The sequence below is a fragment of the Pseudomonas vancouverensis genome (assembly GCF_004348895.1).
GTDB classification, from domain to species: Bacteria; Pseudomonadota; Gammaproteobacteria; order Pseudomonadales; family Pseudomonadaceae; genus Aquipseudomonas; species Aquipseudomonas vancouverensis.
Map to the genome: position 1 here is coordinate 455792 of NZ_RRZK01000002.1, position 24501 is coordinate 480292.

Annotated in this window: 22 protein-coding genes; 9 read left to right on the forward strand and 13 right to left on the reverse strand. The window is 61.3% G+C overall.

Annotated features, from left to right (window positions below; genetic code table 11):
* Positions 1-162 precede the first annotated feature (162 nt).
* Together argF and EIY72_RS02390 are read left to right on the forward strand one after the other, a co-directional pair.
* The gene (gene argF, locus EIY72_RS02385; RefSeq protein WP_093226506.1) at positions 163-1083 is read left to right on the forward strand and encodes an ornithine carbamoyltransferase; all 921 of its coding nucleotides are present in this window, start codon (positions 163-165) and stop codon (positions 1081-1083) included.
* A complete protein-coding gene (locus EIY72_RS02390) occupies positions 1080-2189 on the forward strand; it encodes an ABC transporter ATP-binding protein (RefSeq protein WP_093226509.1) in 1110 nt (369 codons plus the stop codon). Before argF ends, EIY72_RS02390 begins: the two co-directional genes overlap by 4 nt.
* A 44-nt stretch (positions 2190-2233) precedes the next feature.
* Here the strand turns inward: EIY72_RS02390 and EIY72_RS02395 are convergent, their stop codons facing one another.
* The 3 genes from EIY72_RS02395 to EIY72_RS29830 form a co-directional block, all read right to left on the reverse strand.
* Positions 2234-3016: a PhzF family phenazine biosynthesis protein gene (locus EIY72_RS02395; protein ID WP_093226512.1), complete on the reverse strand. Its 783-nt coding sequence runs from the start codon at positions 3014-3016 to the stop codon at positions 2234-2236.
* 100 nt (positions 3017-3116) lie between these two features.
* On the reverse strand, positions 3117-3587 hold the full coding sequence (gene ybaK, locus EIY72_RS02400; RefSeq protein ID WP_093226515.1) for a Cys-tRNA(Pro) deacylase: 471 nt from the start codon (positions 3585-3587) through the stop codon (positions 3117-3119).
* A gap of 153 nt (positions 3588-3740) precedes the next feature.
* Complete coding sequence (locus EIY72_RS29830) at positions 3741-4004, reverse strand: hypothetical protein (RefSeq protein ID WP_162276433.1); 264 nt, start codon at positions 4002-4004, stop codon at positions 3741-3743.
* Here EIY72_RS29830 and EIY72_RS02405 point away from each other — a divergent pair.
* The 4 genes from EIY72_RS02405 (at position 3961) to glpD (ending at position 9106) form a co-directional block, all read left to right on the forward strand.
* Positions 3961-4812: an MIP/aquaporin family protein gene (locus EIY72_RS02405; protein WP_093226517.1), complete on the forward strand. Its 852-nt coding sequence runs from the start codon at positions 3961-3963 to the stop codon at positions 4810-4812. The genes EIY72_RS29830 and EIY72_RS02405 overlap by 44 nt on opposite strands.
* Positions 4813-4887: 75 nt before the next feature.
* Positions 4888-6393 (forward strand): glycerol kinase GlpK, encoded by a 1506-nt coding sequence (glpK, locus tag EIY72_RS02410; protein WP_093226520.1) that lies wholly within the window; start codon positions 4888-4890, stop codon positions 6391-6393.
* A gap of 95 nt (positions 6394-6488) precedes the next feature.
* Complete coding sequence (locus EIY72_RS02415; protein ID WP_093226522.1) at positions 6489-7244, forward strand: DeoR/GlpR family transcriptional regulator; 756 nt, start codon at positions 6489-6491, stop codon at positions 7242-7244.
* Between the two features lie 323 nt (positions 7245-7567).
* Positions 7568-9106, forward strand: a complete 1539-nt coding sequence (glpD, locus tag EIY72_RS02420; RefSeq protein ID WP_093230723.1) for a glycerol-3-phosphate dehydrogenase — start codon at positions 7568-7570, stop codon at positions 9104-9106.
* Positions 9107-9172: 66 nt separating this feature from the next.
* On the opposite strand, the gene EIY72_RS02425 is transcribed toward glpD, so the two are convergent.
* The 3 genes from EIY72_RS02425 to EIY72_RS02435 all read right to left on the reverse strand — a co-directional run bounded on the left by EIY72_RS02425 (position 9173) and on the right by EIY72_RS02435 (position 12919).
* Complete coding sequence (locus EIY72_RS02425; RefSeq protein WP_093226525.1) at positions 9173-10279, reverse strand: NADH:flavin oxidoreductase/NADH oxidase; 1107 nt, start codon at positions 10277-10279, stop codon at positions 9173-9175.
* A 334-nt stretch (positions 10280-10613) separates the two neighbouring features.
* Positions 10614-12323 (reverse strand): single-stranded-DNA-specific exonuclease RecJ, encoded by a 1710-nt coding sequence (gene recJ / locus EIY72_RS02430; protein ID WP_093226528.1) that lies wholly within the window; start codon positions 12321-12323, stop codon positions 10614-10616.
* Between the two features lie 53 nt (positions 12324-12376).
* Positions 12377-12919, reverse strand: coding sequence for a YaeQ family protein (locus EIY72_RS02435; RefSeq protein ID WP_056853617.1), 543 nt, complete (start codon positions 12917-12919; stop codon positions 12377-12379).
* A gap of 146 nt (positions 12920-13065) precedes the next feature.
* Here EIY72_RS02435 and EIY72_RS02440 point away from each other — a divergent pair, with 146 nt between their 5' ends.
* On the forward strand, positions 13066-14265 hold the full coding sequence (locus tag EIY72_RS02440; protein ID WP_093226531.1) for a CaiB/BaiF CoA transferase family protein: 1200 nt from the start codon (positions 13066-13068) through the stop codon (positions 14263-14265).
* Positions 14219-15187 (forward strand): TIGR02285 family protein, encoded by a 969-nt coding sequence (locus tag EIY72_RS02445; RefSeq protein ID WP_093226534.1) that lies wholly within the window; start codon positions 14219-14221, stop codon positions 15185-15187. Before EIY72_RS02440 ends, EIY72_RS02445 begins: the two co-directional genes overlap by 47 nt.
* A gap of 169 nt (positions 15188-15356) precedes the next feature.
* Here the strand turns inward: EIY72_RS02445 and EIY72_RS02450 are convergent, their stop codons facing one another.
* From EIY72_RS02450 to xerD, 5 genes are all read right to left on the reverse strand, one after another.
* Positions 15357-15644, reverse strand: a complete 288-nt coding sequence (locus tag EIY72_RS02450) for a DUF3509 domain-containing protein (RefSeq protein ID WP_093226537.1) — start codon at positions 15642-15644, stop codon at positions 15357-15359.
* 407 nt (positions 15645-16051) lie between these two features.
* Positions 16052-17461, reverse strand: coding sequence for a threonine synthase (thrC, locus tag EIY72_RS02455; RefSeq protein WP_093226540.1), 1410 nt, complete (start codon positions 17459-17461; stop codon positions 16052-16054).
* 66 nt (positions 17462-17527) lie between these two features.
* Positions 17528-18832, reverse strand: a complete 1305-nt coding sequence (locus EIY72_RS02460; RefSeq protein ID WP_093226542.1) for a homoserine dehydrogenase — start codon at positions 18830-18832, stop codon at positions 17528-17530.
* Between the two features lie 133 nt (positions 18833-18965).
* Complete coding sequence (gene dsbC, locus EIY72_RS02465) at positions 18966-19697, reverse strand: bifunctional protein-disulfide isomerase/oxidoreductase DsbC (RefSeq protein ID WP_093226545.1); 732 nt, start codon at positions 19695-19697, stop codon at positions 18966-18968.
* 317 nt (positions 19698-20014) lie between these two features.
* A complete protein-coding gene (xerD, locus tag EIY72_RS02470; protein WP_093226548.1) occupies positions 20015-20911 on the reverse strand; it encodes a site-specific tyrosine recombinase XerD in 897 nt (298 codons plus the stop codon).
* 108 nt (positions 20912-21019) lie between these two features.
* Here xerD and EIY72_RS02475 point away from each other — a divergent pair, with 108 nt between their 5' ends.
* Positions 21020-22828, forward strand: a complete 1809-nt coding sequence (locus EIY72_RS02475; protein WP_093226551.1) for a cation:proton antiporter — start codon at positions 21020-21022, stop codon at positions 22826-22828.
* Positions 22829-22909: 81 nt separating this feature from the next.
* Here EIY72_RS02475 and EIY72_RS02480 read toward each other — a convergent pair whose 3' ends face one another.
* The gene (locus EIY72_RS02480; RefSeq protein WP_093226554.1) at positions 22910-23461 is read right to left on the reverse strand and encodes a glycine zipper 2TM domain-containing protein; all 552 of its coding nucleotides are present in this window, start codon (positions 23459-23461) and stop codon (positions 22910-22912) included.
* Between the two features lie 120 nt (positions 23462-23581).
* Positions 23582-24496: a protein translocase subunit SecF gene (secF, locus tag EIY72_RS02485; RefSeq protein ID WP_093226556.1), complete on the reverse strand. Its 915-nt coding sequence runs from the start codon at positions 24494-24496 to the stop codon at positions 23582-23584.
* Positions 24497-24501 lie beyond the last annotated feature (5 nt).

Consider the following 24501-nt stretch of genomic DNA (forward strand, 5'->3'; position numbering starts at 1 on the left):
CCTAAAAACTGTAGCCCTATTGGTAAGACGCGACATTTAATTATAAGATCGCGCCTTCCCCTATTTCGTCGCCCCCGTGCGGCTTACGCCGCAGGTCTCGTCCGTTGTTCCGATAAACAAGGTTTTGAGCATCTGCGGTTTGTAGCAAAAAGGTAGTCAATGATGAGCGCAAGGCACTTTCTCTCCCTGATGGATTGCACGCCCGAAGAGCTGGTCAGCGTGATCCGTCGAGGCGTTGAGCTCAAGGACCTGCGTAACCGCGGCGTACTGTTCGAGCCTCTGAAAAACCGCGTCCTGGGGATGATCTTCGAGAAGGCTTCGACCCGTACCCGCATTTCCTTCGAGGCCGGCATGATCCAGCTCGGTGGCCAGGCGATCTTCCTGTCCCCGCGCGACACCCAACTGGGCCGTGGCGAGCCGATCAGCGACTGCGCGATCGTCATGTCGAGCATGCTCGATGCCGTGATGATCCGTACCTTTGCCCACAGCAATCTCACCGAATTCGCTGCCAACTCCCGCGTGCCTGTCATCAATGGCCTGTCCGATGACTTGCACCCTTGTCAGTTGCTGGCAGACATGCAGACCTTCCTCGAACACCGCGGTTCCATCCAGGGCAAGACCGTGGCCTGGATCGGCGACGGCAACAACATGTGCAATAGCTATATAGAAGCGGCGATCCAGTTCGACTTCCAGTTGCGCGTTGCCTGCCCGGAAGGTTACGAGCCCAACCCGGAATTCGTCGCCAAGGCCGGCGACCGAGTGAGCATCGTGCGCGATCCGCAAGACGCCGTGCGTGGCGCACACCTGGTCAGCACCGACGTCTGGACCTCCATGGGTCAGGAAGAGGAAACCGCCAAGCGCCTGCAACTGTTCGCGCCGTATCAGGTCAACCGTGCCCTGCTCGACCTGGCGGCTGACGACGTGCTGTTCATGCATTGCCTGCCGGCGCACCGTGGCGAGGAAATCAGCGTCGACCTGCTGGACGACAATCGCTCGGTGGCCTGGGATCAAGCGGAAAACCGCCTGCATGCGCAAAAAGCCCTGCTCGAGTTTCTCGTGCCGCCGTCGTACCACCACGCATGAGCCAGCCATTACTGCTTAACCTGCGCAACCTCGCCTGCGGCTATCAGGACCAGCGTGTCGTACAGAACCTCAACCTGCATTTGAATGCCGGTGACATCGGTTGCCTGCTCGGCTCCTCGGGCTGTGGCAAGACCACCACGCTGCGGGCGATTGCCGGTTTTGAACCGGTGCACGAAGGTGACATCCAGCTGGCTGGCGAGACCATTTCCAGCGCCGGTTTCACCCTGGCACCGGAGAAGCGTCGCATCGGCATGGTGTTCCAGGACTACGCCCTGTTTCCCCACCTGAGTGTGGCCGACAACATCGCCTTCGGGATTGGCAAGCACCCGCAAAAGGGTCGCGTCACCGAAGAGATGCTCGAACTGGTCAACCTCAAGGGCCTCGGTAAGCGTTTCCCTCATGAGTTGTCCGGTGGCCAACAACAGCGTGTCGCCCTCGCCCGCGCCCTGGCGCCGGAGCCGCAACTGCTGTTGCTCGACGAGCCGTTTTCCAACCTCGATGGTGAATTGCGTCGCAAGCTCAGCCAGGAAGTGAGAGATATCCTCAAGAATCGCGGCACCAGCGCGATTCTGGTCACTCACGACCAGGAAGAAGCCTTCGCCGTCAGCGACCATGTCGGGGTGTTCAAGGAAGGCCGCCTGGAACAGTGGGACACGCCCTACAACCTCTACCACGAGCCGCTGACACCGTTTGTGGCGAGCTTCATCGGTCAGGGCTACTTCATTCGTGGCCAACTGAGCAGCCCGGAATCGGTGCAGACTGAGCTGGGTGAGTTGCGCGGCAATCGGGCCTACACCTGGCCGGTCGGTGGTGCAGTGGACGTGCTGCTGCGTCCGGACGATATCGTGCATGCGCCGGACAGCCCATTGAAGGCGCGGATCAGCGGCAAGACGTTCCTCGGTGCCTCGACCTTGTACCGCCTGCAACTGCCGACCGGTGCACAACTGGAATCGATCTTCCCGAGCCACGTCGATCACCCGGTGGGCGCGGATGTCGGTATTCGTGTCGCGGCGGAACACCTGGTGCTGTTCCAGGCGTCCGGCAGCACGGCGGCGCAGATTCCTGCGGTGGAGTCAGGTGTGCGGCGCTACAGCACCGCCCACTGATCCCTATGATCCCTGTGGTAGCTCGCTCCCACAGGGAAATTGGCTTAGCCGATCATCAACGTACCGCTGGCCACCAGCGTCGCATGCCCGCCGATCTTCACCCGCTCCCCTTCCAGGCGGCAGAACAGCGCCCCGCCCCGTGCCGAACGTTGAAACGCCGTCAGCTCAGACTTGCCCAATTGTTCCGCCCAATACGGGATCAACAGGCAGTGGGTCGACCCGGTCACCGGGTCTTCGTTGATGCCAATCGCCGGCGCGAAGTAACGGGATACGAAGTCGTGCTGCGTGCCCCGCGCCGTGACGATGGCACCGAGCCACGGCAGCTTCGCCAACGCAGCCATGTCCGGTTTGCAATCGAGCACGGCTTGCTCGGACTCCAGCACCACGAACAGTTCGTTCGAGCCCCGGGCTTCGACCACTTTCACCCCCAGTGCGTGCTCGATATCCGCCGTCACGTTCACGGCTGACGGGATGATGGCCGGAAAGTCCAGCCACAGGCGCCCACCCTCGCGGGTCACGCTCAGGGGGCCGGACTTGCAGGTGAAGTCCAACCGCTCGACCGGCTCCTTGTAGATGTCGAACAGCACATGGGCGCTGGCCAGTGTGGCGTGACCGCAGAGCGGCACCTCGGTGGTCGGGGTAAACCAACGGATGTGCCAGCCTTGCCCTTCACGCACGACAAAAGCCGTTTCGGCGAGATTGTGCTCGGCGGCAATTTTCTGCATCAATTCATCCGGCAGCCAGCCGTCGAGCCGATACACCATCGCCGGGTTGCCGCTGAAAGGTTGGTCGCCGAACGCGTCGACCTGATGAAACTCAAGCTGCATACACATCTCCTTTTGCCTTTTCTGCGAGCATGCAGCCCTCGAAGAAAGCGCACCAGTGACAGAGCAGCCCGATTTTCACCATACAGCGCTTACAAAAAGGTCAGGCGCGACCGATATCGGCAAACTTGGCCTGGGTGTGTTCAGCCAGCACTGCCGGCGCCAACTCGACCTCGAGACCACGCCGACCGGCGCTGACAAAAATTGTCGCAAACGGCAGGGCCGAATTATCAATGAAGGTGCGCAGGCGCTTCTTCTGTCCCAGCGGGCTGATCCCGCCCAACAGGTAACCGGTAGAGCGCTGGGCGGCCGCCGGATCAGCCATTTCGGCTTTCTTCACCCCAGCGGCATGCGCGAGCCCCTTCAAATCGAGGGTACCGGCCACCGGCACCACCGCCACCAGCAACTCGCCCTTTTCGCTGGCCGCCAGCAACGTCTTGAATACCTGGGCCGGTTCCAGCCCGAGTTTTTCCGCCGCTTCCAGACCATAGGAAGCCGCCTTCGGGTCGTGTTCGTAACTGTGGATGCGATGTTCGGCGCGAACTTTTTTCAACAAATCCAATGCGGGGGTCATGACGGCTCCAGACGGCTCGGCAGAAGAAAAACACTGCGCCGAATTCTAGGGCATTGATTGCCAAAAGGCTCTATGACCGCACTGTTTCAAGGAACCGTCATGGTTTAACGCCAACCACCGTTCGGCAGTACAGCTGTTCACTGAGTAATTCATTCATGCGACGAATAGTTGCTTTATGACCGACGGTTCACTTTCGACCTTTGACAGCAGTGTTTCTTGTCTATATTTTTTCGTTTCTGAAAAAATAGCGAAACGTCTTACAGAAACAACCTGCAATAAACCGCGACCAGGATGGGGATCCTGCCGTGGTGAAAAACGCGCTTCGAGCCTGAATACCAGGCAGCGCCAGACAACAAGAAAAACTGAGGTTTCAATGACTATTGCTTTACAACAACCGTCGCTCTCGAGCCAGTGCATGGCTGAATTCCTGGGCACGGCGCTGCTGATCTTCTTTGGTACCGGTTGCGTTGCCGCGCTCAAGGTCGCGGGCGCCAGTTTTGGCTTGTGGGAAATCAGCATCATCTGGGGCGTCGGCGTGAGCATGGCGATCTACCTGACCGCCGGCGTCTCCGGCGCGCACCTGAACCCGGCCGTGAGCATTGCGCTGAGCATCTTCACCGACTTCGAAAAACGCAAACTGCCGTTCTATATCCTCGCCCAGATTGCCGGCGCATTCTGCGGTGCCTTGCTGGTTTATACGCTGTACAGCAACCTGTTCTTCGAATTCGAACAAAGCCACCACATGATTCGCGGCACCCAGGCCAGCCTCGAACTGGCCTCGGTGTTCTCCACCTTCCCCAACCCGGTGCTGAGCACGGCCCAGGCGTTTCTGGTCGAAGTGATCATCACCGCGATCCTGATGGGCGTGATCATGTCCCTGACCGACGACAACAACGGCCTGCCCAAAGGCCCGCTGGCGCCGCTGCTGATCGGCCTGCTGATTGCCGTGATCGGCAGCTCGATGGGTCCGCTGACCGGCTTCGCGATGAACCCGGCGCGGGACTTCGGCCCCAAGCTGATGACTTTCTTTGCCGGCTGGGGTGAAATTTCCTTCACCGGCGGGCGGGATATTCCGTACTTCCTGATTCCGGTTTTCGCACCGATTGTCGGTGCCTGCCTGGGCGCCGCGGCCTATCGCAGGCTGATTGCCCGTCATCTGCCAGAGGCTGCACCTGCAACACCCCAGGCAACAGCTGCCATTGAAGGCAAACCCAGAACTTCTTGATACCGTTGGCACGTGATCCTGCCCATAGTGGTTACGTGCCAGACCTCACTCCCTTATTCGTCCAAGGCAATCGACATGACCGACACTCAGAATAAGAACTACATCATTGCCCTCGATCAGGGTACGACCAGCTCCCGCGCGATCATTTTCGACCGCGACGCGAATGTGGTCTGCACCGCCCAACGGGAGTTTGCACAGCACTACCCGCAAGCCGGCTGGGTTGAACACGACCCGATGGAAATCTTCGCCACCCAGAGCGCGGTGATGGTCGAAGCCCTGGCGCAAGCCGGCCTGCACCATGACCAGGTGGCCGCCATCGGCATCACCAACCAGCGTGAAACCACGGTGGTCTGGGACAAGAACACCGGCCGCCCGATCTACAACGCCATCGTCTGGCAGTGCCGCCGCAGCACCGAAATCTGCCAGCAGCTCAAGCGCGATGGCCACGAGCAATACATCAGCGACACCACCGGCCTGGTCACCGACCCGTACTTCTCCGGCACCAAGCTCAAGTGGATCCTCGATAACGTCGATGGCAGCCGCGAGCGCGCGCGCAATGGCGAGCTGCTGTTCGGTACCGTCGACAGCTGGCTGATCTGGAAATTTACCGGCGGCAAGGTGCACGTCACCGACTACACCAACGCCTCGCGCACCATGCTCTTCAACATCCACTCGCTGGAGTGGGACGCGAAGATGCTGGAGATCCTCGACATCCCGCGCGAGATGCTCCCGGAGGTCAAAGCCTCCTCGGAAATCTACGGCCACACCAAGAGCGGCATCGCCATCGGCGGTATCGCCGGCGACCAGCAAGCCGCCCTGTTCGGCCAGATGTGCGTTGAGCCAGGCCAGGCGAAAAACACCTACGGCACTGGCTGCTTCCTGCTGATGAACACCGGCGACAAGGCGGTGAAATCGCAACACGGCATGCTCACCACCATCGCTTGCGGCCCTCGTGGCGAAGTGGCCTATGCGCTGGAAGGCGCAGTGTTCAACGGCGGCTCCACCGTGCAGTGGCTGCGTGATGAACTGAAGATCATCAACGACGCCCACGACACCGAATACTTTGCCAACAAGGTCAAGGACAGCAACGGTGTGTACCTGGTGCCGGCCTTCACTGGTCTCGGCGCGCCGTATTGGGACCCCTACGCCCGCGGCGCCCTGTTCGGCCTGACCCGTGGTGTTCGCGTCGATCACATCATCCGTGCCGCGCTGGAGTCGATCGCCTACCAGACCCGCGACGTGCTGGACGCCATGCAGCAGGATTCCGGCGAGCGCCTCAAGGCCCTGCGCGTGGACGGTGGTGCGGTAGCGAACAACTTCCTCATGCAGTTCCAGGCCGACATCCTCGGCACCCAGGTCGAGCGCCCGCAAATGCGCGAAACCACGGCACTCGGCGCGGCCTACCTGGCCGGTTTGGCCTGCGGCTTCTGGGGCAGCCTGGAAGAACTGCGCGGCAAGGCGGTGATCGAGCGTCAATTCGAGCCTACCCTGGAAGAACCGGCCAAGGAAAAACTCTACGCCGGCTGGAAAAAAGCCGTCAGCCGTACGCGCAACTGGGAGGCTGAAGACGCGGCTGAATAAGCCATGTTGAAGGCTCGCCACCGCTTGTAACTGGCAGGGAGTGGATTCGTGCGGCATCATGGGCAAATTTTGCACGGCAGCCCAAAGGACGCCCCATGAATCTGCCTCCCCGTCAGCAGCAAATCCTCGAACTGGTCCGTGAACGCGGCTACGTCAGCATCGAGGAAATGGCCACGCTGTTCGTTGTTACCCCGCAGACCATCCGCCGCGATATCAATCAGCTCGCGGAAGCCAATTTGCTACGCCGATACCACGGCGGCGCCGCCTACGATTCCAGTGTCGAAAACACGGCCTACGCCATGCGCGCCGATCAAATGCGCGATGAAAAACAGCGTATCGGCGAAGCCATTGCCGCGCAGATTCCCGATCATGCCTCGTTGTTCATCAACATCGGCACCACCACCGAATCCATTGCCCGGGCGCTGCTCAATCACAGTCACCTGAAGATCATCACCAACAATCTGCACGTGGCGTCGATGCTCAGCGCCAAAGACGATTTCGATGTGCTGCTCACTGGCGGCAACGTGCGTCGCGATGGCGGCGTGGTCGGTCAGGCCAGTGTCGATTTCATCAACCAGTTCAAGGTCGATTTCGCCCTGGTCGGCATCAGCGGCATCGATGAAGACGGCAGCCTGCTGGACTTCGATTACCAGGAAGTGCGGGTGTCCCAGGCCATCATCGCCAACGCCCGGCAAGTGATACTCGCCGCCGACTCGAGCAAATTCGGGCGCAATGCCATGATTCGCCTGGGGCCGATCAGCCTGGTCGATTGCCTGGTCACCGATCAGCAGCCTTCACCGGCGTTGTCGCAACTGCTGAGCCAGCACAAGGTTCGTTTGGAAGTCGTTTAACCCTTTCGAATACGACGCTCCCCGTGGCGAGGGAGCTTGCTCCCGTTCGACTGCGCAGCAGGCGCAATTCAGGACTAACACTGTAGTCATGGGACAACCGGTTTCAGGGCTGCTTCGCAGCCCAGCGGGAGCAAGCTCCCTCGCCACAAAACAATCCAACCGCCAATTCCAATGTTCGCAAATTTTCTTTTAACCCCCATTCGATGAGTTTTTTCAATCGAATGCGACTGGCTGCGCGTCTGTTTATCGGCTACCATTTTCGCAAATGAACATTTATGTTCGAATTCAAATACGAAAATTCAAAAAGCCCCGAGGCCTTGCCGATGCCCACTTCTACCTTGCCCACGCCCCCTCTTGCCGAGGTCTACGATATCGCCGTCATCGGTGGCGGGATCAATGGCGTGGGGATCGCAGCGGATGCCGCCGGTCGTGGCCTCTCGGTGTTCCTTTGCGAAAAGGACGATCTGGCCAGCCATACCTCGTCGGCCAGCAGTAAGTTGATCCACGGTGGCCTGCGCTACCTCGAACATTACGAGTTCCGCCTGGTGCGCGAAGCCCTGGCCGAGCGTGAAGTGCTGCTGGCCAAGGCCCCGCACATCGTCAAGCCGATGCGTTTCGTGCTGCCGCACCGCCCGCACCTGCGTCCGGCGTGGATGATCCGGGCCGGGCTGTTTCTCTACGACAACCTCGGCAAGCGGGAAAAACTCGCGGGTTCGCGCAGCCTCAAGTTCGGCGCAGACAGTGCCCTGAAAAGCGAAATAACCAAGGGCTTCGAATACTCCGACTGCTGGGTCGACGATGCGCGCCTGGTGGTGCTGAACGCCATGGCCGCCCGGGAAAAAGGCGCCCACGTGCATACCCAAACCCGTTGCGTCAGCGCGCGTCGCGCCAAGGGCATGTGGCAACTGAACCTGGAACGTGCCGACGGCAGCCTGTTTTCCATCAGCGCCAAGGCACTGGTCAACGCAGCCGGCCCGTGGGTCGCCAAGTTCATTCGCGATGACCTGAAGATGGAGTCGCCCTACGGCATTCGCCTGATCCAGGGCAGCCACCTGATCGTGCCGAAGCTGTACGAAGGCGAACATGCGCACATTCTGCAAAACGAAGATCAGCGCATCGTCTTCACCATTCCGTACCTGAACCATTTCACCCTGATTGGCACTACTGATCGCGAGTACACCGGCGATCCGGCGAAAGTGGCGATCACCGACGGCGAAACCGATTACCTGCTGAAGGTGGTCAACGCTCACTTCAAGAAACAGATCAGCCGCGACGACATCCTGCACAGCTACTCGGGCGTACGTCCGCTGTGCAACGACGAGTCCGACAACCCGTCCGCCGTGACCCGCGACTACACCCTGGCGCTGTCCGGCAGTGGCGAAGAGGCACCCTTGTTGTCGGTGTTCGGCGGCAAGCTCACCACCTACCGCAAGCTGGCCGAATCGGCACTGGCGCAACTGGCACCGTACTTCACCCAGATGCGGCCGGGCTGGACCGCCACCGCCACTTTGCCTGGCGGCGAGGACATGACCACCCCACAGGCCTTGAGCGCACTGATCCGCGACAAGTTCGACTGGGTCCCCAGTGAAATCGCCCGCCGCTGGGCCACCACCTACGGCAGCCGCACCTGGCGCATGCTCGAAGGCGTGCAGAACCTCAGCGATCTGGGTGAGCACATCGGCGGCGGGCTCTACACCCGCGAAGTCGACTACTTGTGCAGCGATGAATGGGCAACCAGCGCCCACGACATCCTGTGGCGTCGCAGCAAACTGGGCCTGTTCACCACGGTAGCAGAGCAGGAAAAACTCACGGAATACCTGAACAAGGTCGAGCAGAATCGCCGCAAGATCGAAGCGGCCTGATCGATACAGCGCCTAAACGAAAGCCCCTGACGCTCACGCCTCAGGGGCTTTTTTTGTTGCCGGGTTTCAATCGCGCAAATCGGACTCGTGAATCGGCTGGTCACGATGGGTTGCCCGCTGATACTGCGCCGGCCACACCGCTTTGCGCCCGCCCAGATCGTCGTCTGCGTGCAACGGCCAGTAAGGGTCACGCAGCAGTTCTCGGGCGAGGAAAATGATATCGGCCTGGCAGGTGCGCAGAATGTGCTCGGCCTGGGCCGGCTCGGTGATCATGCCCACGGTACCGGTGGCAATGCCGGACTCTTTGCGCACCCGTTCGGCGAAACGCGTCTGGTAGCCCGGCCCTGTGGGAATCTCGGCATTCACCGCGGTACCGCCTGATGACACATCGATCAGGTCCACGCCGAGCGCCTTGAGACGCCGCGCCAGCTCCACGGTTTCATCCGGGTTCCAGCCGTCCTCCACCCAGTCAGTCGCCGAGACGCGAACAAACACCGGCAGCTCTTGCGGCCAGACCGCCCGCACCGCCTCGGTCACCTGCAGCACCAGCCGAATGCGGTTTTCGAAGGAACCACCGTACTGGTCACGGCGCTGATTGCTCAATGGCGAGAGGAATTGATGCAGCAGATAACCGTGGGCCGCATGCACCTCGACGACCTTGAAGCCGGCAGTCAGCGAGCGTTTTGCCGCCGCGACGAAGGCCTCGATGACCTTGGCGATGTCCGCCTCGTCGAGTTGCCGGGGTTGGGTGTGTTGCGGATCGAAAGCGATGGGCGACGGCCCGACCGGCTGCCAGCCGCCGTCCTCGGGTTTGACGCTGCCATGCTTGCCCAGCCACGGCCTGTGAGTACTGGCCTTGCGCCCGGCGTGCGCCAGTTGAATACCGGCGATAGCGCCCTGGGCGGTGAGGAAGCGGGTGATGCGTTGCAGGGGTTCGATCTGCTCGTCATTCCACAGACCAAGGTCCTGATCGGTGATTCGCCCATCGGCGGTGACGGCCGTGGCTTCGGTAAACACCAGCCCTGCCCCGCCTACAGCGCGGCTGCCGAGGTGGACCAGGTGCCAGTCGTTGGCCAGGCCGTCGGTGCTCGAATACTGGCACATCGGCGAGACCGCAATGCGGTTGGGCAGGATCAATTGGCGAAGGGTAAAGGGTTCAAGCAGCAGACTCATGGGGCACCTCTCTATTCGTTGGGCAGGCTCCAGGGTTCTGTTTGAGAAGTCGACGAGTGACAGAAAACAGGTACAGCACCCGCCCCCGCGGGCAAAAAAATTCGACAAGACGTCACAAGGCCAATCAAGCAGTGTTTAGAGCCTAGTCGACAACGGGGGATCAGGGAGGGTTCCGGGATGAAACACAAACATCGGCGCACACCCTGTGGCGAGGGAGCTTGCTCCCGTTGGGTGGCGCAGCCGCCCCGGAAAATCGAATGATCAACCATGATGGAGGGAGCGCTTCGCCCTCCAACGGGAGCAAGCTCCCTCGCCACAAAAACGTTTGAACTCGCTATCGCGGTTCGATGTGGGCAATCATCAATTGCACGGTCTCGTTGCCACGAAACTCGTTGAGATCGAGCTTGTAGGCCAGCTCGACCCACTTGATGGTCGGGTTCGGCCAGATGTCGCGGTCGATGCCGAAGGCAATGCCATCAAGCTTGACCGAGCCACATTCGCTTCTGAGCACCACTTTCAGGTGCCGCTCACCGACAACGCGCTGTTCAACCAGCTGGAACACGCCATGAAACAGCGGTTCCGGGAAGTGCTGCCCCCAGGGACCGGCATGGCGCAGGGCACGGGCCAATTCCAGATGAAACTCCTCCACCGCCAGGGTGCCGTCCGAGAGCAGGCGCCCGGTCAGGTCCTCTTCGCGCAGCTGGCGGCGCACTTCCGCGTCAAAGGCTTCGGCGAACAGGGGGAAATTCTCTTCCGGCAGCGTCAGGCCCGCGGCCATGGCGTGGCCACCGTACTTGGTGATCAGGTTCGGATGCTGTGCCGCGACCACGCTCAGGGCATCACGGATATGAAAGCCCTGAACCGAGCGTCCCGAGCCCTTGAGCAGGCCATCACCGGCATCGGCAAAGGCGATGGTCGGGCGGAAATAGCGCTCTTTCATACGCGAGGCGAGGATGCCGATTACGCCCTGGTGCCACTCCGGGTCGAACAGGCACAAACCGAACGGCATCGACTCCACCGGCAAATCCTTGAGCTGTGCCAGCGCTTCACGCTGCATGCCCTGCTCGATGGATTTGCGATCCTGGTTCATGCCGTCCAGTTGCGCCGCCATTTCCCGCGCGGTGGCGGCGTCGTCGGTCAGCAGGCATTCGATACCCAGGCTCATGTCGTCCAGGCGCCCGGCCGCGTTCAGGCGCGGGCCGACAATGAAGCCCAGATCAGTCGAGGTGATGCGTGCATGGTCACGCTTGGCCACTTCCAGGATCGCCTTGATCCCCGGCCGGGCGCGTCCGGCGCGAATCCGCTCGAGGCCCTGGTGCACCAGAATCCGGTTGTTGGCGTCCAGCGGCACGACGTCGGCGACGCTGCCCAGCGCCACCAGATCGAGCAGCTCGCCGATGTTCGGTTGCGGCGTGCTGGCGTACCAGCCCAGCTCACGCAAACGCGCGCGCAAGGCCATCAACACGTAGAAAATCACCCCGACTCCGGCCAAGGCCTTGCTCGGGAACTCGCAGCCGGGCTGGTTCGGATTGACGATGGCATCGGCCAGCGGCAGTTCGTCGCCGGGCAAGTGGTGATCGGTGACCAGCACCTTGAGCCCGGCCTTCTTCGCCGCCGCCACGCCTTCGACGCTGGAGATGCCGTTGTCCACGGTGATCAACAGTTGTGGGTCGCGGGTCAGGGCGACTTCGACGATTTCCGGGGTCAGCCCGTAGCCGTAATCGAAGCGGTTCGGCACCAGATAATCGACATGCGCCGCGCCCAGCAGACGCAACCCCAGGGTGCCGACAGTACTGGCCGTGGCGCCGTCGGCGTCGAAGTCGCCGACGATCAGGATGCGCTGGCGTTGTTCGAGAGCGGTCACCAGCAACTCAACCGCGGCATCGATGCCCTTGAGCTGCTTGAACGGAATCAGCCGCGCCAGACTCTTGTCCAGTTCCGCCTCGGACAACACACCCCGAGCCGCATACAAGCGGGTCAGCAGCGGCGGAATATCACCGAGAAATGGCAGGGTGTCAGGTAGCTGGCGAGGTTCGATGCGCATGGGGTGACGGGGGCTTCTCTTGGATATTGGGGGGTATCAGGTAATGCGCAGCCTCAGCCGCGCTCGCCGAGCAACCAGGTCAACTGCACTTCGTGCTGGCCACGGTCGTCGGTGACGAAGATCGTTCCTTCGCTGATCATTACGTCCCACTTGATCACTCGCGGCATGTCCTTGGCCAGGGTCTCGAGGACTTCCTGGGGCACGGCGGCGATGTTGACGTTCTTCAGGTTTTTTACCGCCGGCACCACTTTGCCTTCCCACACACGCAAGCTGCCGTAGGCCAGCAGGCTGGTGCGTTCGGTGCGACGCGAACACCAGGTCAGGCGCTCGGCATCGGGCTGGCCGACTTCGATCCAGTGCAGGACACGGTCATCCAGGCTTTTTTCCCACAAGGCCGGCTCATCGACTTCCGACAGGCCACGGCCAAACGACAGTTGCTCGTTGTACCAGAGGGCGTAGGCCAGCAGGCGCACGGTCATGCGCTCTTCGGTTTCCGAAGGGTGGCGGGCGATTGTCTGCTTCACGCTCTCGTAGACGCTGCGGTCGAGGTCGGTGAGGTTCAATTCAAACTTGTAGGTCGTGGACGGCTGGGCCATGAACGGGCTTCTTGATACGAGGAAAGGCGGCAAGTCTAACCGATGCGGCGGGCAATCATCGAATTGAACACCATCAAGCGGGAGCGTCGGACAGTCGGCTATGTTAAAACGCTGTATTCGCCACGCCTCGTCCTACAGGATCCCGTATGTCGTTCACCGCCAAACCGTTGTCCGGTCTGAAAGTCATTGAGTTGGGCACGCTGATTGCCGGCCCTTTTGCTTCACGCATTTGCGCCGAATTCGGCGCTGATGTGATCAAGATCGAGTCCCCGGACGGCGGCGATCCGTTGCGTAAATGGCGCAAGCTGTATGAAGGCACCTCGCTCTGGTGGTTCGTCCAGGCGCGCAATAAAAAATCGCTGACGCTCAACCTCAAGCACCCTGAAGGCCAGGCAATTCTCAAACAGTTGCTGGGCGAAGCCGACATCCTGATCGAAAACTTCCGCCCCGGTGTCCTGGAAAAACTCGGCCTGGGTTGGGACGTTCTGCACGCCTTGAACCCGAAACTGGTGATGGTGCGCCTGTCGGGTTTCGGTCAGACCGGGCCGATGAAAGACCAGCCGGGGTTTGGTGCCGTCGGTGAATCCATGGGCGGCCTGCGCTACATCACCGGCTTCGAAGACCGGCCACCGGTGCGCACCGGGATTTCCATCGGCGACTCGATTGCCGCCTTGTGGGGCGTGATCGGCGCGTTGATGGCCCTGCGTCACCGCGAAGTCAACGGCGGCCAGGGCCAAGTGGTGGACGTCGCCCTGTACGAAGCGATCTTCGCCATGATGGAAAGCATGGTGCCGGAGTTCGACGTGTTCGGTTTCATTCGCGAGCGCACCGGCAACATCATGCCGGGCATCACGCCATCCTCGATCCACACCAGTGCCGACGGCAGGCACGTGCAGATCGGCGCTAATGGCGATGCGATCTTCAAGCGCTTCATGCAGATCATCGGCCGCGACGATCTGGCCAATGACCCGCAACTGGCCAGCAACGATGGCCGCGATGCCCGTCGTGACGAACTCTACGGCGTCATCGACCGCTGGGTGAATTCATTGCCGCTCGATACGGTACTGGCGCAACTCAATCAGGCCGACGTGCCGGCCAGCCGCATCTTCAGCGCCGAAGACATGTTCAAGGATCCACAGTACCTGGCGCGGGAAATGTTCCTGCAGGCCAAGCTTCCGGACGGCAAAGACTTCAAGATGCCGGGCATTGTGCCGAAACTCTCAGAGACACCCGGTGAATGTGAATGGGTCGGGCCGCAACTGGGCGAGCACAACGCAGAAGTCCTCCAGGAACTTGGCTATGACGCGTCGCAGATCGCGCAACTGCGCAAAGACGGGGCCATCTAAACTGAGGCGCCTGTCTGCACGGTCTTTCCAGCACTGCCTGCTGCGCGGCGGGTGGTTGTTGTGTGCATTGGCGGTTTTCATTGTGCTCTCGGGACGCGCTCCGTCGGCCTGGGCGCACCCCAAGGAATCGCTGATCTGGCTCAAGCGCGACCTGCCGCCCCTGACCATTTTCGACGGGCCGAAAAAAGGTCAGGGCGTCATCGATCAATTACTGCCTTTGCTGATCGCCCGGATGCCGCAGTACCAGCACAGCATCATGCGGGTCAATCGTGCGCGCGGCCTGCAGATGCTCCACGAGTCCTCCCTGACCTGCGACGCAGCGCTGAACTGGAGCAAGGAGCGGGAACAGTGGATCGCTTTTTCCATTCCGGTCTTTCGGGCCATGAGCAATGGCCTGGCGGTACGCCGCGTCGATCAGCCAGTGCTGGCGCCCTTCATCAAGGATGGCGAGGTGGACCTGGCTGCACTGCTGGCCAGCGACACGGAAAAACTGGGGATCGTTGCCGAGCGCAATTACGGTGAATACCTCGACGCCCTGCTCAAACAGGCACCACCCGACGCCTTGACCCCGCACTATGGCAACGACGCCTTGGGCAGCCTCCTGCAAATGCAACGCCTGGGGCGCCTACGTCTGCTGCTGGGCTATCGCCCGGAAATCCGCTACCAGGCCTCACTGCAAGGCATTGCCGAAGACGACCTGGTGTTCTACCCGATTCGCGGCACCAGCAAATACCTCTCCGGCTACATCGGCTGCACCGATACCCCGGCGGGCCACCAGGCGATCGAGGAGATCAACCAGGTCCTGCGCACCCTGCCGCGAGAGTCCATCGATGAGGCCTATGCCGCCTGGATCGACCCGCAAAGCCGTGAGGAATATCTGCAGGACACCCGGGCGTTTTTCGCCAATCAGGCGCATCCCTGACAAATCGCGGGCAAAAGAAACCCCGAGAAGTGGGGAGACGACCCGGGGTTAAACGTGGTCCATCAATAGACCCGTAGCAGCAAGCTACAAGCACCGGAGCACAATGCTTGATCCTGCTGTTACAAAGTCTGACTGACGTGAATGCAGGAAGGTTCCCACAAAAATCCTTTCAGCGGCGGCTGGCCAGCAGCTTGTCCTGGGCGGCATTACGCAATGCCGCGATGACACAGGGCTCCAGTCGGCCCTCGGCAATCAGTACATCGCGATGCAAGCCGTCGACGACATCGGTCAACAAGCGCTTGTCACTCAATTGGGCCTGGTTGAACTCTCGCTCGACCACAACCTCCCCCATCGCGTTCTTCAGGGTCACGCGACACTCGCCACGGATGCCCGACGGCGTCAGAGACACTTGATACGGGCTCAGCGCTTCACCGAGCAACAAACTGATACTTTCCATCCCGATCACCACTCAATAGTCCGAAACAACGTGCCTGAGGCGTTCTTGATATAGATGACCACTGGCCCGAGAAGAAAGTTCTGGATACCGAAGGCATCTACCTGCGCTTGCGGTCGTCTGAGCATGCACAACAAAGATGACAGAGAAAAAACCGCGACCTCACGTTTGTCGGGTTCGTTGCCCCCGGGCGAGACACACACTTGTGGCGAGGGAGCTTGCTCCCGGACGAGACACACACTTGTGGCGAGGGAGCTTGCTCCCGTTGGGCTGCGAAGCGGCCCTGAAAATCTGCGGGCGCTTCGCACCCGAGCGGGAGCAAGCTCCCTCGCCACAGGTTGCGGGATGAGGCCTGAATAAAGAAAAAGCCCGTCAAGTGACGGGCTTTTTCGTGTAGCCGTTATCAACCGTTACAGCGGTTTACCACGGTTGCCATGCTGGTTGACAAAGGCCTGTACGGCTTTCAGGTCGTTTGGCAATACCGTGCAACGCTCGTCGCGTTCAAACAGGTCAGACAGATGCACGGGCAGCTCCAGGGCTTTGCCGACACCGGCCTTTTCCACGGCATCCGGGAATTTCACCGGGTGGGCAGTGCCCAGGATCACCATCGGGATGTCGAGGCTGCGACGGCACTCACGAGCCGCTTTCACGCCGATGGCGGTGTGCGGATCGAGGATTTCACCGGTCTGCTCGTACACCTCGGCAATGGTTTCGCAGGTTTGTGCATCATCCACGGCCAGCGAGTCGAACAGCTTGCGGGCTTCAGTCCAGCGCTCTTGCTCGACGCTGAAACCACCGCCCTGCTTGAAGCTGTCCATCAGCCCGGCAATCGCCGCGCCGTTACGACCGTGCAGGTCGAACAGCAGGCGTTCGAAGTTCGACGAGACCATGATGTCCATCGACGGCGACAGCGTGGCGTGCAGGGTTTCCTTGACGTACTGGTTGCCGCTCATGAAGCGGTGCAGGATGTCGTTGCGGTTGGTGGCGACGATCAACTGGTTGATCGGCAGGCCCATGTTGCGCGCCAGGTAACCGGCGAAGATGTCGCCGAAGTTGCCGGTCGGCACCGAGAAGGCCACCGAGCGCGCCGGGCCACCCAGTTGCAGGGCCGCGTGGAAGTAGTAAACGATCTGGGCCATGATCCGCGCCCAGTTGATCGAGTTCACGGCCACCAGGCGAGTGCCCTTGAGGAAGCCCTGGTCGGCGAAGCTCGCCTTGACCATTTCCTGGCAGTCATCGAAGTTGCCTTCGATGGCGATGTTGTGGATGTTCTCACCGAAGATGGTGGTCATCTGCCTACGCTGCACTTCGGACACACGGTTGTGCGGGTGCAGGATGAAGATGTCGACGTTTTCGCAGTGCTTGCAGCCTTCGATGGCGGCCGAACCGGTGTCACCGGAGGTCGCACCGACGATCACCACGCGCTCGCCGCGCTTTTCCAGCACGTAGTCGAGCAGGCGACCGAGCAGTTGCAGGGCGAAGTCCTTGAACGCCAGGGTCGGGCCGTGGAACAGCTCCAGCACCCATTCGTTGCCGTTCAACTGACGCAGCGGGGCCACGGCGCTGTGGGCAAACACGCCGTAGGTTTCTTCGAGGATCTTCTTGAAATCGGCATCCGGGATGCTGCCGGTGACGAACGGGCGCATCACGCGGAAGGCCAGCTCGTGATACGGCAGGCCGGCCCAGGAGGCGATTTCTTCCTGGGTGAAGCGTGGCAGGTTTTCCGGGACGTACAGACCGCCGTCGGTGGCAAGGCCAGCCAGCAGGACGTCTTCGAAATTCAGGGCCGGTGCCTGGCCGCGGGTACTGATGTAACGCATGACTGACTCCAATGGAGAGTGTTCGCAGTACCGGGCCAGCACGCTGGCCCGGTGAACGATAACGGCTTAGTTCAGGTGCTCGACGCGGATCCGTACAACCGGACCGACCACGCCCGCCAGGGACTCCAGGGCGGCGATCGCGTCGTTGATGTGCTGCTCCAGGACACGGTGGGTCAGCAGGATCATCGGCACCAGACCGTCGTGCTCTTCGGCTTCTTTCTGCATGATCGATTCGATGTTGATGCCGCGCTCCGAGAGGATGCTGGCCACCTGTGCCAACACGCCCGGGTGATCCTTGGCCTGGATGCGCAGGTAGTAGGCGCTTTCGCAGGCTTCGATCGGCAGGATCGGGTGCGCCGACAGCGAATCCGGCTGGAAGGCCAGGTGTGGTACACGGTTTTCCGGGTCGGAGGTCATGGCGCGAACCACGTCCACCAGGTCGGCGATCACCGACGAAGCGGTCGGTTCCATGCCGGCGCCGGCGCCGTAGAACAGGGTCGAACCGGCGGCGTCGCCGTTGACCATCACCGCGTTCATCACGCCGTTGACGTTGGCGATCAGGCGATCGGCCGGGATCAGCGTCGGGTGCACACGCAACTCGATACCGGCCGCGGTGCTACGCGCCACGCCCAGGTGCTTGATGCGATAGCCCAGCGCTTCGGCGTAGTTCACGTCGGCGGTGGTCAGCTTGGTGATGCCTTCGGTGTAGGCCTTGTCGAACTGCAACGGGATACCGAACGCGATGGACGCCAGGATCGTCAGCTTGTGGGCTGCGTCGATGCCTTCAACGTCGAAAGTCGGGTCGGCTTCGGCGTAACCCAGGGCCTGGGCTTCGGCCAATACGTCTTCGAAGGTGCGACCCTTCTCGCGCATTTCCGTCAGGATGAAGTTGCCGGTGCCGTTGATGATGCCGGCCACCCAGTTGATGCGGTTGGCGGACAGTCCCTCACGGATCGCCTTGATCACCGGGATGCCACCGGCCACGGCCGCTTCGAACGCAACGATCACGCCCTTCTCGCGCGCCTTGGCGAAAATTTCATTACCGTGAACGGCGATAAGCGCCTTGTTCGCGGTGACCACATGCTTGCCATTCTCGATGGCCTTGAGTACCAGCTCGCGGGCAACGGTGTAGCCGCCCATCAGCTCTATCACGATGTCGATCTCAGGGTTCGTGGCCACTTCGAAGACATCGTTGGTAATCGCAATACCGGTCGTTTGGAACTGAGGCTTTGGCGTGCGCATGGCAATTTGTGCCACTTCGATCCCACGCCCGGCACGACGAGCAATTTCCTCGGCGTTGCGCTGAAGTACGTTGAAGGTACCGCCACCGACGGTTCCTAACCCACAGATGCCTACTTTGACCGGTTTCACTGTGAACTCCCCATAAAACGGCCGACTCGAGGTCGGCCGTGAAAACAACCGCGTGCTCGCGGTTCTCTATTGATGGCCCGGCGATGCTGCTGCCGGACCACGATCGTCACCGGCTGACCGTGACGATACGAATTTACTTCGCGCTCAGTGCCAGTTTGGCGACTTGTGGCGCCGGCTGGTAGCCCGGAATGACCTGACCGTCAGCCAAAACGATGGCCGGTGTACCGTTCACGCCAATCGACTGGCCGAGGGCGAACTGCTTGGAAACCGGGTTATCGCACTTGGCGGCCTTGATTTCCTTGCCATCGACCATTTTGTCCATGGCTGCTTTCTTGTCTTTCGAGCACCACACCGCTTGCAGCTGCTCGTCACCCGGCGAACCCAGGCCCTGGCGCGGGAACGCCACGTAACGCACTTCGATGCCGCGCTTGTTCAGCTCAGGCACTTCGGCGTGCAGCTTGTGGCAGTACGGGCAGGTGGTGTCGGTGAAGACGGTGATGTGCGACTTGGTTTCGCCAACGGCCGGGTAGACCACGGTTTCGGCGACCGGAATGTCATTGATCAGCTTGGAGATGCCCAGGCGTTCGGTTTTCTCGGTCAGGTTGACCGGCTTGCCGTCCTTGAGGTCGAACAGGTAGCCCTGGACCACGTACTGGCCGTCGGCGCTGGCGTAGAGCACGCGGCTGCCCTTGAGCTTGACTTCGTACAGGCCCGGCAACGGGCTGGCGGTGATGGTTTCCACCGGGACTTCGAGCTGGAGGTTTTCCAGGCTCTTACGGATGGCTTTGTCCGCCGCATCGTCGGCGATGGCAAAAGTGCTGACCAACGCAATGGCTGCGGCGGCGAAAATCTGGGTCAGACGCATGAGAACTCCTGAAGGCGAACATATGGGACGATCAGAACGCCCGTGCCGAAACACCGGGTCATAACCGCCCATCGTGCAAACCGGCCAAGCCTACCACATAAGAATGGCGTGGCCGAATGCGCCTGTCGCCAGACACCACAGGGACAGTAATTGCAGACACCCTTGTGGCGAGGGAGCTTGCTCCCGTTCGGTTGCGCAGCAGTCGTCAGTACTGCTAAATAGATGTGACAGGTTGCTTGCTGCGGGCCGCTTCGCGCCCCAACGGGAGCAAGCTCCCTCGCCACAGGTCTATGTCGCCACAAAAGACGTCTTTCGGGTCAACCACGCGGATGGTGTTTGGCATGCAGATCCTGCAAGCGCGCCCGGGCCACGTGGGTATAGATCTGCGTGGTCGACAAGTCACTGTGCCCGAGCAGCATCTGCACCACCCGCAGGTCGGCACCGTGGTTGAGCAGGTGCGTGGCAAAGGCATGGCGCAGGGTGTGCGGCGACAGCGACTTGCCGATCCCGGCCACCTTGGCCTGGTGCTTGATGCGGTGCCAGAAGGTCTGGCGGGTCATCTGCTCGCCGCGCTGGCTGGGAAACAGCACATCGCTGGGCCGCCCGCCGAGCAGTTCGCTGCGGCCATCGCGCAGGTAACGCTCGACCCAGACAATGGCCTCCTCGCCCATCGGCACCAGGCGCTCCTTGCTGCCCTTGCCCATCACCCGCAGCACGCCCTGGCGCAGGTTGACCTGCTCCAGGGTCAGGCTGATCAACTCGGTCACCCGCAGGCCGCAGGCGTAGAGCACTTCGAGCATGGCGCGATCGCGCTGGCCGATGGCTTCGCTCAGGTCCGGGGCCTTGAGCAGTGCCTCTACATCGGCCTCCGACAAGGACTTGGGCAATGGCCGCCCGAGCTGCGGCATGTCCACACGCAAGGTCGGGTCGACGGCGATCAGCTTTTCCCGCAGCAGATAGCGATAAAAGCCACGCACTCCGGAGAGAAATCGCGCCGTGGAGCGCGGCTTGTAGTTCTGCTCCAGCCGCCACGCCAGGTGATCAAGAATCAACTCGCGCCCGGCGTTGGCCAACTCCAGGCCTTTTTCCTGCAGCCAGCCGTTGAACAAGGCCAGGTCGCTGCGGTAGGCATCGCGGGTGTTATCGGACAGCCCTTTCTCCAGCCACAGGGCATCGAGAAACTGGTCTATCAAAGGGTGATCAATAGCGGGCATGGGCACTCGAATCGCGCAGCCTTGGGCTGCCTGGAAAAAATCAACATGAACTGAACGAACGACCGCTAGTCTTTCACAGGCCGCCCTCTCACGGAACAAGGACAAGCAATGAGCGAACAGCAAATCTTATTGGCAATTGGCGGAATCGGGGCAGCGGCATTGCTGTGCCAGTGGCTGGCCTGGCGTTTGAAACTGCCGGCGATCCTGTTTCTGCTGCTGACCGGCATCCTCGTCGGCCCCGGCCTGCACCTGCTCGATCCGCAGGAAATGTTCGGCCCACTGCTGATGCCGCTGGTGTCCCTGTCAGTGGCGCTGATCCTGTTCGAAGGCAGCCTGACCCTGCATTTGTCGGAGTGGCGCGAGATCGGCAGCGTGGTGCGGCGACTGGTGACCATCGGCGCCCTGGTGACCTGGGTCGTGATAGCGGTGGCGACTCACTGGCTGCTCGGGTTCGACTGGAAGCTGGCGATCCTGTTCGGCAGCCTGACCCTGGTGACCGGCCCCACGGTGATCGTGCCGATGCTGCGGGTAGTACGGCCGAAAGCCTCGATTGCCAACATCCTGCGCTGGGAAGGCATCGTCATCGACCCCATCGGCGCGCTGCTGGCCGTGGTGGTCTACAGCTTCATCATCGCCAGTGCCGAAGGCCATGGGGTCAAGGAAAGCCTGCTGACCTTTGGCGGCGTGATCCTCTGCGGCAGCCTGTTCGGCATTGCCGGTGGCTGGCTGCTCGGCATCCTGATTCGCCGCCAGTGGCTGCCGGAGTACCTGCACAACCTGGCCGCCCTCGCTGCGGTCCTGGGCATTTTCATCGCGTCCAACGAAGTCACCCACGAATCCGGCTTGCTCGCCGTGACCCTGATGGGCATGTGGCTGGCCAACATGAAAGGCGTGGACGTGCGGCACATCCTGCACTTCAAGGAAAACCTCAGCGTCCTGCTGATTTCCGGGCTGTTCATCCTGCTGGCCGCCCGGCTCGACCTCAACGCCATGATCGGCCTCGGCCCGCTGGTGCTGATTCTGTTGCTGGTCATCCAGCTGATTGCCCGTCCGCTGAACATGCTGATCTGTACCGCCGGCTCGACGCTGACCTGGCGCGAACGGGCACTACTGGCGTGGATCGCCCCTCGCGGCATCGTGGCGGCGGCGGTGTCGGCGATCTTCGCCATTCGCCTGGATGAAGCCGGCCATGAAGGTGCACTGCTGCTGGTGCCGCTGACCTTTGCCGTGATCATTGGCACCGTGGTGCTGCAAAGCGCGACGGCACGCCCGCTGGCGCGAATGCTCAATGTCGCCGAGCCCGCCCCCAGCGGCTATTTGATCATCGGCGCCAACGGCCCGGCGCGGGCGCTGGGCAAGGCCCTGCAGAACCTCGACAGCCGTGTGCTGCTGACCGATTCGAGCTGGGAAAACATCCGCGCCGCGCGCATGGAAGGCTTGCCGACCTATTTCGGCAACCCGGCCTCACAACACGCCGATGCGCACCTGGACCTGGTGGGGATCGGCCATCTGCTGGCGCTGTCGCCGTCCGGCGAAATGAACACCCTGGCCTTGATGCGTTTTCGTCATGAGTTCGGCCATCAACGCATGTTCGGCCTCGCCAGCGGCCAGGAAAGCCGGCGCAGCGACAAACACCGCACCAGCCTCGAACACCGCAGCAATCAGGTGGGCAGCGAAGCCCTGACCTACGCCAAACTGGCCAGCCAGCTGAGCCAGGGCTCGGAAATCTACAGCACCACCCTGACCGACGGTTTCGGCTGGGACGACTACCGGGCCCTGCATGGTGACCGCGCGACCTTGCTGTTCGTCCGTGACGTCAGCGGCTGGGTGCACATCGTCACCCCGGAAAACACCATAAATCCCGGACCAGGCTGGACCCTGGTGGCCTTGATCCAGCCCGAGGCAAAAGCGGCCTAGGGCCAGATCCCGGGCAAAAAACAGCCCGTGCGGATCACTCCGTACGGGCTGTTTTACTTGCAAGGCTTGAGTATCAGCGCCTCACTGGCCCGGCTGAGCCTGGGACAGGATCAGCTTGCCTTCCTTGTCGACCGGAATCTGATTGCCCGGATCACGGTCCATGCGCACCTTGCCTTCCTTGCCGTCCAGCGAGTAGCGAACGTCGTAGCCAACGACCTTGTCGCTGATGTCATTCACCGTGTTGCAACGGGTCTGGGTGGTGGTGTAGGTGTCACGCTCCTGCATGCCTTCCTGCACCTTGTTACCGGCATAACCGCCGCCCACCGCACCGGCGACGGTCGCCAGTTTCTTGCCGTTACCGCCGCCGACCATGTTGCCGAGCAAACCACCGGCGACCGCACCGACCACCGTACCGGCGATCTGGTGTTGATCTTTCACCGGCGCCTGCCGGGTTACTGCCACGTCCTTGCACACTTCACGTGGAGTCTTGATTTGAGTCTTGACCGGCTCAACGGCGAGTACTTGCGCGTACTCGGGGCCGTTATTCTTGACCAGGCTGTAGGTGGCCACAGCGCCCCCGGCGGTTACACCGACAGCACCCAGTACAGCACCAACCAGCATCGACTTGTTCACATGAACCTCCTGACCATCACATGCGGGAATAACCCGCGCTTCTCCCAGCCTTGGAGCACAAAAAAAGGCGCGAGTTCAACTCGCGCCTTTTTTGGCTGATAACCGGGAAAGCGATGGCCGTTAAGGACGGTCGTCGATTTCCTTCTCGGTCGCTGCCGGAGGAATCAGATCCTCGGAGTTCAGGTTCAGCCAGATCAGCACCACGTTGGCGATGTAGATCGACGAGTAGGTACCCGCCAGAACACCCACGAACAGGGCGATGGAGAAGCCGAACAGGTTGTCGCCACCGAAGAACAGCAGGGCCGCGATCGCCAGCAAAGTGGAGATCGACGTCGCCATGGTCCGCAGCAGGGTTTGCGTGGTCGAGATGTTGATGTTCTCGATCAGGTTGGCCTTGCGCAGCACACGGAAGTTCTCACGCACCCGGTCGAACACGACGATGGTGTCGTTGAGCGAGTAACCGATGATCGCCAGTACCGCTGCCAGCACCGTCAGGTCGAAGGTGATCTGGAAGAACGACAGGATACCGATGGTCACGATCACGTCGTGGATCAGGGAAACGATCGCACCTACCGCGAACTTCCACTGAAAGCGGAAAGCCAGGTAGATCAGGATGCCGCCCAGCGCCATCAGCATGCCGAGGCCGCCCTGGTCGCGCAGTTCTTCACCCACCTGCGGGCCGACGAACTCGACACGCTTGACGTTGGCCGGGTTGTCGCCGCCGACCTTCTGCAACGCTTCAGCCACCTGGTGACCCAGTTGCGGGTCTTCGCCAGGCATGCGCACCAGCAGGTCGGTGGTCGCACCGAAGTTCTGCACGATGGCTTCGTGATAACCGGCAGTCACCAGCTGCTCACGCACCTTGGTCACGTCGGCCGGACGCTCGTAGGTCAGCTCGATGAGCGTACCGCCGGTGAAGTCCAGGCCCCAGTTCATGCCCTTGTGGAAGACACTGAAAATGGCCAGTGCCGTCAGGAACAATGTGACGCCGAACGCGAAGTTGCGAACGCCCATGAAGTTGATTGTACGTAACATGGCAG